Here is a 15,290-nt window from a genome sequence, read left to right as displayed (position 1 = left end):
CAGGTGGTTCCCAAAACCGGACTGTTCACCACGCCAGTGGCTTTACAATCTCAAATCCCAAATCAATTTAACGATTCACTGCCGCAGCTTCTCGCGCTGCTGCTGCTTGGTCTGGGTGAATCCCCAAACGCGTCAGATTAATGCGACCCTTATTGTCAATCTCGCGGACTTTGACAATTACTTCATCACCTACTGCTACTTCGTCCTCAACTTTGCCAACACGATAATCGGCTAGTTGAGAAATGTGAATCATACCTTCTTTACCAGGCAAAAATTCTACAAACGCACCAATCGGTATAATTCGAGTCACACGTCCTACGTAAACATCCCCTTCATGCAGCTTGCGGGTCATACCCTGGATGATATTCCTAGCTTTCTTAGCCTTGTTCTCATCCACCGCAGAAATGGTCACAGTGCCATCATCTTCAATGTCGATTTTCGCACCAGTTTCTTCGGTGATGCCCTTAATTGTTTTGCCTCCAGGGCCGATGACCAAACCGATCATATCTGGATCGATCTTGATGGTCAAAAGACGTGGGGCATAAGGTGAGGTTTCAGTACGTGGTTGTTCAATGCAGGCGAGCATTTTTTCTAAAATGTGTAACCTGGCAGCTTTGGCTTGGTGGACGGCTTGACCGATAACTTCCAAAGACAAACCGGAAATTTTCATGTCCATTTGCAGGGCAGTAATTCCAGCATCCGTGCCGGCGACTTTAAAATCCATGTCGCCTAGAAAGTCTTCTATGCCTTGGATATCAGTCAAAACTCGCACTTCGTCCCCTTCTTTAATCAGCCCCATTGCAGCACCGCTAACGGGTTTGATGATTGGGACACCAGCGTCCATCAGGGCCAAGGTGGAACCACACACCGAACCCATTGAGGTCGAACCGTTGGAGGAAAGCACTTCCGAAACGACGCGAATTACGTAAGGAAATTGCTCTTTTGGTGGTAGTACAGGTAACATGGCTCGTTCTGCCAATGCACCGTGACCGATTTCCCGCCTGCCTGGGGCACGCAATGGTTTGGTTTCCCCAACTGAGAAAGGTGGGAAGTTGTAGTGATGCAGGTAACGCTTTTCTTGGTCTAGTTGCAAGTCATCATTTAATGATTGGGCATCACCAGGAGTACCAAGGGTACAAGCGGATAATACTTGAGTTAATCCCCGGTTGAATAAACCGCTGCCATGAACTCGCTTTGGTAAGACATCGACTAGACAAGAAACAGGACGCACCTCGTCAAGTTTACGACCATCAACGCGAACGTTGTCTTCAACGATTTGACGGCGCATCATCTGTTTGGTAATGTCTTTAAAGGTGTTACCAAGTGCTTTACTATTTGTGGTAGCTGCAACTCGAATCGGGTCTTCCTCTGGTAACTCGGCGATCGCATTGGCAATGTTTTCTTTGACAACATCCAAAGCCGCATCGCGTTCGGTTTTACCCAAATCAAATTGAGCCAAGATTTTCTTAATTTCATCGCTGGCGCGATCGCTGATATAGTTTTCCAATGTTTGGTCAACTTCTGGCGGTGCCTGTTGGATGATCTCTAAGCCCAGTTCCGCGATTAGATCGAGTTGCGCTTTGATTAAGTCCCGCACTGCTTCGTAGCCAAAGTCAATCGCCTCGATAATATCTCGTTCTGGTAATTGATTGGCTCCTGCCTCCACCATGATCACCCCATGAGGTGAACCTGCTACCACTAAATCTAAGTCGCTAGCTTCGATTTCTGCATAGGTGGGGTTAATAATGAAATCATCTCCGACTAAACCAACCCGTACTGCTGCCATTGGCCCATTAAAGGGAATCTGGGCAATCAGGGTAGCAATCGAAGCACCAGTGACCGCTAGCACATCTGGTGGTACCAATTCATCCATCGACAGCGTTAATGCGACAACTTGCAAATCATCCCGCAACCATGAAGGGAACAGAGGACGCAGGGGACGGTCAATCAAACGGCTGGTGAGAATTGTTTTTTCTGGAGGACGGCCTTCTCGTCGCATAATCCCGCCGGGAATCCTACCAGCAGCATATAATCTTTCTTCATAATCTACTGTGAGGGGAAGAAAATCAATGCCTTCTCTGGCTTGCGATCGCGTGGCCGTTACCAAAACAGCCGTGTCCCCCGATTGTATTAAAACCGACCCACCTGCTTGGGGAGCTAGTAGGCCTACTTTCAGTCGAATATCCCTTCCATCGAAGGATATTGACTTATCAACTTCTGCCATTCAGTTTTTTTTCCTTCTATGCACGCTATTCTCTCTCTGTGGCAATCCTAACATTTATAGAATGGGGAATGGGGAACTCAAGGCCCCCGCTCCTGGAGTGAGTGGGGATTAGGGGTAATGGGGAATGAATGTTGATTACTTCTTTATTCCCTACCTAAATCCCCGTAGGCTGAGCGAAGTCGAAGCCTACTCTGTGCTTACGCGATTTTAATTCTTGAATACAAATTTCAGTAATTATCAGATGGCTATTTTACACGGTAGTTGGTTAGTAAAAAATCAAAATGCTTGTTTATTTATATGGGGAGAAACTTGGCGATCGCCACGAGTTAGTCTTGAATCTATAACCTCTGGAGATATACCGCTACATCCATTGGCAATGACACCAGACCAGTTAAGCGACTGGTTACTATCCCGTAACCTGATACAGACGCGCCATAACACATCTTTACAACAAACACACTCGCAAATCATTGCCCTACCCACCCAGATCTCAGAAACGGCTACATCTATTTATCCTGTGCATTCTAGTAGTGTAGATGCCGAAACAGAATCTCCACAATATCTACAACCGTGGCGAGTCGAGGGCTTTTGTCTCAATCCCAACGAAACAATAAAATTTCTGAGTGCTTTGCCTTTGAACGCTACTGAGGAGGACGATGCCTTTTTAGGAGGAGACTTAAGCTTTTGGTCACAAATTGCCCGCTGGAGTTGGGATTTAATCTCAAGGTCTAAATTTATACCAGTTATCAAAAAAGACTCAGATAGTTCTATCATCGCTAAATGGCAAGTACTTTTAGACAGTGCCATAGATGGAACCCGCCTAGAAAAGTATTCAGCAAAGATGCCTTTGGTATGTCGTACTTATCAGGGGACTGGGGATTTAGATGCAGAAAATAGTCAGCAAGGTCAGTATGTAAATTTCCCGACGGAACCTCAAGAGTTATTGCTGGGATTTCTTAATAGTACGATAGATGCCCAAGTGCGGGAGATGGTGGGTTATCAACCTCCTATCGAAACTAAAGTAATGGCATCATTGCCAACTGCGGTACGACAGTGGTTACAAGGTTTAACAGGTACATCTCATACAGTCAATGCTGATTCTATTGGCGTGGAACGGCTAGAAGCGGCACTGAAAGCCTGGACTATGCCGCTGCAATATCAACTGAATCTCAAAACTCTGTTTCGTACCTGTTTGCAACTGCGTCCTCCAGAGTCGAAACAAACAGATTGGATATTGGCGTATTTTCTCCAAGCAGCGGATGATCCAGAGTTTTTGGTGGATGCGGCAACTATTTGGCACCATCCAGTTGAGAAATTAGTTTATCAAAATCGGACAATCGAGCAGCCACAGGAAATATTCTTGCGGGGTTTGGGGCTAGCTTCGCGATTATATCCAGCGATCGCGCCGAGCTTAGAAACAGAATATCCCCAATCTTGTCGTCTTAACCCCATCCAAGCATACGAATTTATCAAAGCGATCGCTTGGAGGTTGGAAGACAGCGGCTTAGGTGTGATTTTGCCTCCCAGTTTAGCGAACCGCGAAGGCTGGGCGAACCGTCTGGGTTTGAAAATCACCGCAGAAACACCAAATCAGAAACAGGGACGTTTAGGATTACAAAGTCTACTCAATTTTCAATGGAAATTAGCCATTGGCGGGCAGACCATTTCTAAAGCCGAGTTTGATCGCCTGGTAGCATTAAATAGCCCACTCGTAGAAATTAACGGAGAGTGGGTGGAATTGCGCCCCCAAGACATCAAAACAGCCAAAACCTTTTTTGCCTCTCGCAAAGAGCAAATGTCACTCTCCTTGGAAGATGCCTTGCGTCTCAGTACTGGGGATACCCAAGTCATTGAAAAATTACCAGTAGTCAGCTTTGAGGCATCTGGGGGATTACAGGAGTTAATTGGGGCGTTGACAAATAATCAAGCGATCGCACCCTTACCTACACCAACCAATTTTCAAGGACAGTTGCGACCTTATCAAGAACGCGGTGCAGCTTGGTTAGCTTTCTTGGAACGTTGGGGTTTAGGTGCATGTCTCGCCGACGATATGGGATTAGGAAAATGTGTATCACCAAAAACATTAGTTAATGTCAATGGATTATTACACACCGCTGAAACTATCTGGGCAACTTATGCTGGAGAAGCAAAGCTTGATGGTGAAGGATTTTGGGCTGAACCAACTGAACAATTGCTAGTTAATTCCATAGATGAATCAACCGGTAAAATTGTCCAAGCCCCTGTGCGACACTTGTATCGGCAACAAGTACGTGAAACATTAAGAAAAATCACATTACAAGATGGCAGCAATATAACTATTACCAGCCGCCATAAACTGCTAACAAATAAAGGTTGGACAAATAATTTGCAAATAGGAGATTACGTCTGTGTTCCCAGCAAAATACTTGTAAATGAAAATATACAAGACCAAGATTTAGTCAAATTTCTCGCTTGGCAAATTGCTGAGGGATATGAGTTATCTGAGTTCGGAACTGTCACAATTACCCAAAAAGATACCAAAATTCTAGAAGAATTAAGGCAAACGCTACATCGTATTAGCGAGCGTTACAACATTAAGATTAACAACCCCAAAATTGCTACTTTCTCAAACAGAGTTCCTTGTTTGCAGGTAAACAGTCAAGCTTATCGACAATTCCTAGAAGCAAAAGGTTATGTGTGGGGTAAACTTTCGGCACAAAAATCGTTCCCAAATTTCATCATGCAAGCAGGTTTAGATAGTGTGCGGTTGTTTTTACGTAACTATTTTGATGCTGAATCTGCTGTGGTTTACAGTATGCGAAGTATTGAAATCTCTACAGCTTCAGCTTTATTAATTGAGCAACTATCTACACTGTTGCGACGTTTTGGTATTTGGTTGCGTAGATCACAAAAACAGAAGTGTGCCAGCAATGGTAAGCGAATTTTTCGCACTTATTATATAGGTGTTATTAGTGGTAATTCTGCCCGGAGCTTCTTGCAAGAAATTGGTTTAGGTAACTCAGAAAAGTATAGAAAATTAAAAGAAATTTGTCAGCAAGTTAGTAACACCAATGTTGAAGGTATTCCGGTATCTGATATTATTGCCCAAACAGTCAAAAATACAGGTCTCCCTCTGCAACACTTAGGAATACACAATCATGTTGACGTTAATGGTTCACAGCAATTTTCTCAAGCTAGTTTACAGAAGGTTTTAATAGAGATTAACCGGATTATAAATGGGGAATCTCAACAAGAGTATCAGCTACTAAAACCATCTAAGTGGGCTAATCAAACATTAGCAGCTTATGCTCAGTTAGATATGCGACAATTGCATATAACCAAGCAATATTTACAACGTTTACTAGAGCAGGAAGTATTTTATTGCCGAATTGAAAATATCGAAAACATTGATTACGAAGGTTGGGTATACGACTTTGAAGTTGATAAATATCACAACTTCGTTGCTAACAATATTATTTGTCATAATACTATACAATTCATCGCTTTTCTCTTGCATATTAAAGAACAAGATGTAATTGAAAAACCCACTCTCCTAGTTTGTCCAACTTCAGTGTTAGGCAATTGGGAACGGGAAGTTAAAAAATTTGCTCCAACCCTAAAAGCGATGCAGTATCACGGTGATAAACGCCCCAAAGGTAAAGCATTTGTAGAAACCGTAAATAAGCACGATTTAATAATTACTAGTTACTCGTTAATTCACCGAGATATTAAGTTATTGCAGAGTGTTTCTTGGCAAATAATCGTTTTAGATGAAGCTCAGAATGTCAAGAATCCAGATGCCAAGCAATCACAGGCAATACGGCAGTTAGAAGCTGCGTTTCGCATTGCTTTAACTGGGACACCAGTAGAAAATAGACTCCAAGAATTGTGGTCGATTTTAGATTTTCTCAATCCTGGTTATTTAGGTAATAAACAATTTTTTCAGCGGCGATTTGCCATGCCAATTGAAAAGTATGGTGACACAGCTTCTTTAGGGCAATTGCGTTCATTAGTCCAGCCCTTTATTTTACGCCGTCTGAAAACAGACCGCGAAATCATTCAAGACTTGCCAGAAAAACAGGAAATGACCGTATTTTGCGGTTTAACTGCCGAACAAGCCACACTTTATCAACAAGTAGTAGAAACATCCCTAGCAGAGATTGAATCAGCAGAAGGTTTGCAACGTCGAGGCATGATTTTGGCTTTACTGATCAAACTCAAGCAAATCTGCAATCACCCAGCCCAGTATTTAAAACAAGGCACATTAATACAACATAACTCTGGCAAACTGCAACGCCTAGAAGAAATGTTAGATGTAGCATTAGCAGAAGGCGATCGCGCTTTAATCTTTACACAATTTGCTGAATGGGGCAAGTTACTCAAACCACATTTAGAAAAACAGCTAAATCGAGAAATCTTGTTTTTGTATGGCAGTACCAGTAAAAAACAACGCGAAGAAATGATCGACCGTTTCCAACACGATCCTCAAGGCCCTCCAATCATGATTCTTTCTCTCAAAGCCGGTGGAGTAGGACTAAATTTAACACGTGCCAATCACGTATTTCACTTTGATAGATGGTGGAATCCCGCCGTAGAAAATCAAGCCACAGACCGAGTATTTCGGATTGGTCAAACTCGGAATGTGCAAGTGCATAAATTTGTTTGCACCGGCACCTTAGAAGAGAAAATTCATGACATGATCGAAAGTAAAAAACAGCTAGCTGAACAAGTTGTTGGTGCAGGCGAAGAATGGCTAACTGAACTAGATACAGACCAGTTACGTAACTTATTACTGCTTGACCGCAGCACAGTAATAGATGAAGATGCTGATTGATACTTACAGCACTTTGCAAGTAAATGAAGTACACATCTTAATATGATAAATCTTGTGGGGTGGGCATCCTGCCCGCCCTTGTGTACTTCATTCAGATGAAATGTGCTGTAGTAGAAAAATCGCTGCCCAGATCCCCGACTTCTTCAAGAAATCGGGGATCTAAATCCAGGTAAATATTGGGAGTAATTTCATCTTTTGCAGATTAAGTTGAGGTGACATTCAACAAGTTCCGTGGGTTTAAGTCCCCCGGTTCTATAATCGGCAAGTTTTGTGTTGGAGTCTTACAAAGTTCGCTCTGACTTTGCGCTAAATCCCCATTACAAAACTTAATTACGAATTACGTTAGCGCAGCGGTAGCGAGTCCTCGATAGCGTTAGCGTTAGCGACACAGGAGCGTCGCGTCATTACGAATTATTCAACATCTTTCCTCCAACGGAAAAACATTACCTTGCAAATAGAATTCAAAACTTTTCTTAAAATACTGAATACTTGTCATATTTGGCTCATCGCTTTCTATAGGCGTAAACTCATAAATTGGTAACTTTTCTTTCACCAACTTGACCAATCTAGGATTGAGTTGCTCAAAAGAATCTACTCTAGAGATTGTTGTTTCAAATCTTAATTTAGTAGGATTACCATATCCCAACTTCATCCAAGGCATCCAAGGACAATCTCGCGCCCACTCAGCCGGAGGGACATTACTAACATGAGGTCGAGAAATATTTGAACTAAAATATTCAACTCCCTGAAATTTTTCCCCAGGACAATAATCTGCGTATTTACTATCTCCCGCTAACGGATGAGGATATTCTAAAGGAATCTCAATTATAGAGGTAATATATCCTTTACCTTTGGGAATGACATATTTTTTTGGTGTAACTGAACCTTGTACAATTCGATTTGCGATATGTACCACTGGTACAACTTGATCCGTTTTTGGTGACTTCCAAAAATGGAGAATTTCTTGCGTAATGGGATCGCAAAATAAACCCAACTCTCTATTAATTCGATATCCAACTTCACCATATTCAGAACTTGGCTTGATAAACACTTTAGTAGCATTCATGCCAATAATAGAAAACAACTTTTTTCTTGGTTGGTCTGGTTTTTCTTGCCACCAAATTTCTCCAGACCAGTTGTAATAAAGCTGTAATCCATGATTTTTTCTGTAAAAATCGAGGTTGTTGAGTTCGTAATCATCCAAGTAATTACTTGTACTTATATCATTCATCTCAAATACCTTTGCTTGCAATATGAACCCAATTCGTAATTAAGACATAGTTTAAAAAGCTTGATACAACAGGTTTACAATTTGCTATCCTAATTTGGTATAGCTAGCGTTTCTAGGCACAAGCAACGAGTCAAAAAAATCACCTCTTTCCCTATTCCCTACTCCCCACTTCCCACTCCTCACTTCCGCAGTTTTCATTTTATCTCTTTCGACTTGCCAGACTCAGTTGCTGACAACTATACTCAGATCCATCATGTTCTTCGGAGATTTAAGGTCGTCGTGAGCATACTGACTGGACGCTACGAAATTATTCGGCGATTAGGCGGCGGCGGTTTTGCGATTACCTTTCTAGCGAGGGATCGTCTACAACCTAGTCAGCCTTTGTGTGTTGTTAAGCAACTGCGTCCCAATCAAACCCATCCTCGTGTTGTCGAGTTCTTTGAAGCAGAAGCTGCTATTCTTGAAAAGCTTGGCAAACATCCCCAGATTCCCCAATTACTAGCGCATTTTAGGGAAGATGATAATCTTTACATTGTTCAAGAATTTATTGAAGGACAAGATTTAAGTGAAGAAATTTTTGCAGGTCAAAAGCTGGGAGAGAGTTACACTACTGAACTGTTGCAAGATGTTCTAGAAGTTTTGTCTTTTGTACATAGTCAAGGCGTAATTCACCGCGACATTAAGCCCCAAAATCTCATGCGCCGGTCTAAGGATGGAAAGATTTTCCTGATTGATTTTGGTGCGGTAAAAGAACTCGCCTCTTTAGTAGTGAATGCTTTTGGGGAGGTGACACCCAGCGTTATTTTGGGTACTCCTGGTTATATGGCCAGTGAGCAAAACAATGGTAAACCTAACCTTTCTAGTGATGTATACGCGGTGGGGATGACTGCCATTCAAGCTTTGACTGGCATTTTACCAGTTGACTTACAAGAAAACCCGAAAACAGGTGAGGTCATCTGGCGTAGCAAAACAAAGGTGAATGACCATCTGGCTAAAGTGTTAACCAAGATGGTGCGTCGTCATCATAGTTTACGCTACTCCCAAGCAGCAGAAGCACTACAAGCCCTCACAGGAGAAATGCCAACAACACCGCTAAAATTACCGCAACCAACTAATTGGTCTCGGCGGAGAATGATACAAACTTTTGGTTTAGTGGGGGCTGGTTTTGTTACAGCAGTTGTAGGTCAGCAACTCTTATCAGCTAATAGCCGACAGAAAACTAACTCACCACTAACTTCAATTACCCCTATTAACGAAACTCCAGAATCACCCATTAGCGAAACTCCAGTACCAACTGCACAAAGCACAAATACTAGGAAATTATCTCTACAGACTTTTCAATTTGAGGTGGTAACGGTAAATGTCCAGGGAAAGATCATCACACGCCGCCTCACCCAGGCAAATTTCTTTATAGAAAACTTAGGTAATGGAATTGTGCTGGAAATGGTAGAAATTCCTAGCGGTCAGTTTCTCATGGGTTCGCCACCAGAAGAGAAAGACCGCAACTCTGATGAAGAACCACAACACACCGTCACCATTAAGCCCTTCTATATGGGTAAATTTGTCGTTACTCAAGAGCAATATCAAGTGGTTATGGGTACTAACCCATCCTACTTTAAAGGGTCTAAGCGCCCTGTTGAAAAGGTATCTGGGAATGCGGCGATCGCATTTTGTGAAAAACTGTCTTTAATAACTGGTAAAACCTATCGTTTACCCAGTGAAGCAGAGTGGGAATATGCTTGTCGCGCAGGAACAACCACCCCATTTCATTTTGGCGAAACAATTACTACAGAGCTAGGAAATTTTCTAGGTGAATACGCGTATGGTGCTGCCCCTGTCGGTGAATATCGTCAGCAAACCACAGATGTAGGCAGTTTCCCCGCAAATGCTTTTGGTTTATGTGACATGCATGGTAATGTCTTGGAATGGTGTCAAGATGGATACCAAAATAATTACAATGAAGCCGCCAATGATGGCAGTCCTAGAGTGAATGATAACAATTCTCCTGGAGTACTGCGTGGTGGTTCTTGGTTAAATAACCCAAGTTCTTGCCGTTCGGCAGCTCGCATCGATAGCCCCATAGATGAAGAAGAATACGACTACGGTTTTCGGGTAGTATATAGTGTCGCAGCAGCTAATTAGGGGAGTGGGGAATAATTCGTAATTCGTAATTAAATGGGTACAAGCCCCCACTGATTGTAATTACGAATTATGTTGACTTTTTCTATTTTTTTCTCAGTTCTTGTTGTCTTTTAAACTCTTGGTATCTTCTGAACTCTTCTTGTCGTCTTAGCTGATTTTGTCGTCTTAGTTGGTCTTGTTGCCGTCTCAGGACTTCCTGTTGCCTGAAGTTTTCATGTAATCTCAGAACTTCTTGTTGCTGCCTTTTAAAACCTAGTTGTCGTATTTGTTGCTGTTGTTGTTGCCTGAGTTGTTGCTGTTGTCTAAATTCTCGTAGTTGTTGGCTAAAGCGACTTTGCTGCTGTTCTTGTGAGTCCAACCTCTGCCGCATTTCCTCAAGTTTTTGCTGCTGATTCTGTTTATCTTGTTTTTGTCTTGTTTGAGCATTTACCTCAACTACATCTGCATAGGCAGAAGAATTAATTGGCAAGCTTACTGTTAATGTGATTACTAGGAGGCTTAATTTAGTAATAAGTGGGCAATTCAACATTTTATTTTCTCCTACATTAGACTTCTTGCAAAAATACTTGAACCGTCAGAGACTCAAGTCTCTGCCTAATAGCAAAAGTCCGTTGAAACGGACTAAAAATACTGTTATTAGTCGGTTGAAACCGACTTGAGTTATCAGCCAGAAAATTTATTTTCTGGCGAGTATCCGACTTTTGCAAGAGGTCTATTGTTCAGCTTGGTTTTAGCAGTTGCTCACATCTTAAATCAGCAACACCTCAAAAAACTAATAAACAATTAAGAATTACGAATTACGTTAGCGTTAGCGTTAGCGTTAGCGAAGCGGTAGCGAGTCCTCGAGCGTCAGCGGTAGCGAGTCCTCGAGCGTCATTACGAATTACGAATTATTTAAGTGGCTACAAGTGTGCCCAATGACTCACCAGATTCTATCTCAAGCTCTGGTTCGTAACCATTCGCAAGTTGTTCAATAACTCGGTCAATCATTGCTAAACCCTGATCAACCGTTTCAATCACACTTAATTGACCACGTAAATCAGCAGCACCGGCGAAGCCCTTAGCATACCATGTCATGTGCTTACGGGCTTGACGCACACCGCGATCGCCTTTATAGTTCCACAAAGCTTGCAAATGTTCTCTCGCACATTCCAAGCGCTGTATGGGGGTTGGCGGTGATAAAATTTCACCAGTTTTCAAGAAATAATCAATTTCCCCGACTAAAAACGGATAACCCAAAGTTCCACGGGAACACATGACACCATCGGCGTTGGTTTGCTCTAAACATTTCACCGCCGCCTCAACCGAAAAAATATCTCCGTTGCCAATTATTGGGATAGAAAGCACTTCTTTAACACGGGCAATCCATTCCCAACGGGCATTACCATTGTAACCTTGGGCACGGGTACGACCATGCACCGTGATCATTTTTGCACCTGCATCCTCCATCCGCTTGGCAAAGTCAAGAATCGTAATTTCCTTGTCACTCCAGCCAATGCGAGTTTTTACCGTCACTGGGACATCGACAGCCTTCACCACTTCTCGCACGATTGCCTCAGCAACTTCTGGCTGTCGCAATAATGAGGAACCACCACCATTTTTAGTGATTTTATTGACTGGACAACCCATATTGATATCAACAGTATCAGCCCCTTCTGCGACCGCCTTCACCGCCGCTTCTGCCAGAAAATCGGGACGACAGTCAAATAGTTGAATGCTAATTGGTCGTTCGTTGGGGTCTACCTCCATAATTTTGGGTAATTGTTTTACATAATGTAACCCCGTCGCATTCACCATTTCTGTGTACATCATTGACTCTGGTGCATAGCGACGCACCAGACGGCGAAATACCATATCCGTCACTCCAGATAAAGGCGACTGGAGAACCCGACTTTTGACTTCAAAGGAGCCAATTTTTAAAGGTTGGGCAAGTTTAGCTTTTAAATTAGGAGATAGCGAAACCATAGGAGGGGACTGTGGGGATAGGGGAACTCGGGGCCCCCGCTCCCGGAGGGAGTGGGGATTAGGGGTAATAGGGACTGAGAGACTAAACTACCCACCATCAAAACCAGGATTTTTGATTTAACAGCGTGATAGTCTTAACACTACGTTTAATGAACTTCTCACACTACGCAATACCCAGTATAAGGACGCTGATGAAGGTGGATGTAACCCTAACACGATTTCTTTTTTATGAATGAAACAGTATAAAAATGCTTTATGCGTAAAACGTTATGGCCGCTTATCTCTCAATTCTATTAGCGCCTTCCTGCGTCAAAAAATGCCCGTTTTACTTTGCGTTCTAGGCGCAAGCAATTGCTTTGTTCTTCTTGTGTCAACTTTGGAACTTCAACAGCAGTAAACTCAATGATCACTAAATCTGAATTTTGCGATCGCCTGTTATCTTTACATTCAACAGTTTACTATTATAACTCACTTCACATATACATATCAACACCTGCACCTCAAATCTATTGCCCGACTCAAACAAATCTACGGTGAAAAATGATGCAACCGCTAAAACAGAGCAGGCAACACGCCTACCCCACAAGACTAAAACTCCTGTGGGGTAGGCGTATTGCGCCTTAATTTAATTACGAATTACGCGCTTCGCAGCGTTAGCGACGAAGGAGCGTCATTACGAATTACGAATTATTTAACCATGGCTCATTTCCATCAGCAACACTTGGGCGCTACGTTCTGGCTCATTCTCGTTAGGAAAGCGTTGGATATAAGAACCATCTGATTGTAGTTCCCAAGCTTGGCGATTATCTTCTAACAAGATTGCTAAAATCTGTTCTAAACTTTGTACAATATCTGCATCTTCAACTGGTGTCACTGCTTCTACCCGACGATCTAAATTGCGGGGCATCCAATCAGCACTACCGATATATACTTCTTTATCCCCGTTATTGTGGAAATGAAATATACGCGAGTGTTCCAAGAAACGACCAACAATACTAATAACTCGAATGTTCTCGCTAACTCCTGGAACTCCCGGACGTAAACAGCAAATACCTCGGATAATCAGGTCAATTTGTACACCAGCTTGTGATGCTTTATAGAGGCTGGCAATAATCAAAGGGTCAACTAAAGAGTTCATTTTTGCGATAATCTTACCATTGTGATTGTTTTTAGAGTGTTCGATTTCTCTGTCAATCAGAGCAATAATGCGATCGCGCATGTTAACGGGTGATACTAGTAACTTACGGTAAGAACTCTGACGAGAATAGCCGGTTAAATAGTTAAATAGATCAGTTAAATCTGCTCCTAAGTCTTCGCGACAAGTTAAAAGCCCTACATCTGTATATAACTTCGCTGTTTTAGGGTTATAATTTCCCGTGCCAATATGAACATAACGACGGATTTCTTCTCCCTCTTGACGCACTACTAACGCCGTTTTTGTGTGAGTTTTTAATCCTACTAAGCCGTAAACAACATGCACACCAGATTTTTCTAATTTATTTGCCCAAGTAATGTTATTTTCTTCATCAAAACGGGCTTTGAGTTCCACTAATACAGCTACTTGTTTACCGCTTTGGGCAGCAGTAATCAATGAACTCACAATTTCTGAATCTCCAGAAGTGCGATAAAGTGTCATCTTAATCGCTAGCACATGCGGATCGTTAGCAGCTTGAGTAATAAATTGCTCAACGGAAGCAGTAAATGATTCGTAAGGATGATGTACTAATAAATCCTTTTGCTGAATCACAGAAAAAATGTTTCTTTCTTCATTTATTTCTAGTTCAGCAATTTTATTTGGTTGGTTAAAATGACGCAGACGAGGTGGAATAACTGGTGTCCAAGATGGATCTTTTAATTCGGGTAAAGGTAATGCCATAAATGACATCAAATCTTTGAGATTCAATAAGCCATCAATCTCATAAACATCGCTTTCATTCAGTTCCATTTCTGCTGTTAGTACTTCTCGTACTGCATGAGACATTGATGGTTGAATCTCCAACCGCACTACGGAACCGCCAAAGTGACGCTTACGTAACTCTTGTTGAATTGCTGATAGTAAATCGTCGGCTTCTTCTTCTGCTAATTCTAAATCGGCGTCACGGGTAAGTCGAAACAGGTGATATTCTTTAATAATCATTCCTGGAAATAAAGCTTCTAAGTTATGAGCAATCACCTGTTCGATGGGTACACCCATCCAATGATTGAGTTTACTTTTGTCTATTTCTAACTCTGATGGTAAAGCAATAAATCGCGGTAAAATATTCGGTACTTTGACTCTGGCAAATTTTTCTTCTCCCGTGTTTGGCGCTTTAACTACCACTGCTAAATTAAGACTGAGATTCGCCATTAAGGGGAAGGGATGGCTAGGATCGACTGCTAAAGGTGTAAGAACTGGAAAAATCTTTTGCTGAAATAGGTTGTTTAAATAATCACGTTGTAGTGGACTAATATCACTGTAATTAAGAAGATGTATACCATTAGATGTCATTTGTTTTTGCAGCACATCTTCAAAGTGGCGATGTTGTTTAATCACCATCGGGTTGAGATTTTGAGAGATAGCTTCTAGTTGTTGTTGTGGTGTCATTCCATCGGGAGTTAGCTGGCTGACTTCTGCTTGAACTTGTTCTTTGAGCAACGCCACACGCACCATAAAAAATTCATCTAAATTAGAACTAAATATAGCAGTAAACTTGAGTCTTTCTAGTAAAGGTGTACGTTGATCTAATGCTATTTGTAAAACTCGGCGATTAAATTCTAGCCAGCTAATCTCTCTATTGAAGTAATATTGAGAGTCGCTAAGATTGATAGCTTTATTGATATCTTTGGTATCTTTGGTTTTAGGCATAAATTTGGGAATTGGGAATGGGGAATTGGGAATGGGGAATTGGGAGTGGGGATTAGGGGTAATGGGGAAT

The 15,290-nt window shown here is 42.0% G+C and carries 8 protein-coding genes; 2 read left to right on the top strand and 6 right to left on the bottom strand.

The genetic code is table 11. From position 1 onward, the window contains the following. Window positions 1–67: 67 nt before the first annotated feature. Window positions 68–2,224, bottom strand: coding sequence for a polyribonucleotide nucleotidyltransferase (locus AC5JMF_RS03620; RefSeq protein WP_495794355.1), 2,157 nt, complete (start codon window positions 2,222–2,224; stop codon window positions 68–70). Window positions 2,225–2,465: 241 nt separating this feature from the next. Here AC5JMF_RS03620 and AC5JMF_RS03615 point away from each other — a divergent pair, with 241 nt between their 5' ends. Next, complete coding sequence (locus tag AC5JMF_RS03615; RefSeq protein WP_495794354.1) at window positions 2,466–7,037, top strand: sll1366 family intein-prone helicase; 4,572 nt, start codon at window positions 2,466–2,468, stop codon at window positions 7,035–7,037. 415 nt (window positions 7,038–7,452) lie between these two features. On the opposite strand, the gene AC5JMF_RS03610 is transcribed toward AC5JMF_RS03615, so the two are convergent. Further along, entirely contained in the window at window positions 7,453–8,268 is an 816-nt protein-coding gene (locus tag AC5JMF_RS03610; RefSeq protein WP_495794353.1) for a DUF1838 family protein, read from the bottom strand. Between the two features lie 279 nt (window positions 8,269–8,547). Here AC5JMF_RS03610 and AC5JMF_RS03605 point away from each other — a divergent pair, with 279 nt between their 5' ends. After that, window positions 8,548–10,410: a bifunctional serine/threonine-protein kinase/formylglycine-generating enzyme family protein gene (locus AC5JMF_RS03605; RefSeq protein ID WP_495794352.1), complete on the top strand. Its 1,863-nt coding sequence runs from the start codon at window positions 8,548–8,550 to the stop codon at window positions 10,408–10,410. A gap of 82 nt (window positions 10,411–10,492) precedes the next feature. On the opposite strand, the gene AC5JMF_RS03600 is transcribed toward AC5JMF_RS03605, so the two are convergent. The 4 genes from AC5JMF_RS03600 to ppk1 form a co-directional block, all read right to left on the bottom strand. Continuing rightward, window positions 10,493–10,939 carry a hypothetical protein gene (locus AC5JMF_RS03600; RefSeq protein ID WP_495794351.1) on the bottom strand — a complete coding sequence of 149 codons (447 nt, stop codon included), beginning with the start codon at window positions 10,937–10,939 and terminating at the stop codon, window positions 10,493–10,495. 16 nt (window positions 10,940–10,955) lie between these two features. Continuing rightward, the gene (locus tag AC5JMF_RS03595; protein ID WP_495794220.1) at window positions 10,956–11,117 is read right to left on the bottom strand and encodes a hypothetical protein; all 162 of its coding nucleotides are present in this window, start codon (window positions 11,115–11,117) and stop codon (window positions 10,956–10,958) included. A gap of 187 nt (window positions 11,118–11,304) precedes the next feature. Next, the gene (dusB, locus tag AC5JMF_RS03590) at window positions 11,305–12,375 is read right to left on the bottom strand and encodes a tRNA dihydrouridine synthase DusB (protein ID WP_495794350.1); all 1,071 of its coding nucleotides are present in this window, start codon (window positions 12,373–12,375) and stop codon (window positions 11,305–11,307) included. A 691-nt stretch (window positions 12,376–13,066) separates the two neighbouring features. Next, a complete protein-coding gene (gene ppk1, locus AC5JMF_RS03585) occupies window positions 13,067–15,220 on the bottom strand; it encodes a polyphosphate kinase 1 (protein ID WP_495794349.1) in 2,154 nt (717 codons plus the stop codon). Window positions 15,221–15,290: the final 70 nt, after the last annotated feature.

It is taken from the genome of Desmonostoc vinosum, assembly GCF_059505385.1.
This window is presented reverse-complemented; position numbering and strand designations above follow the sequence as displayed.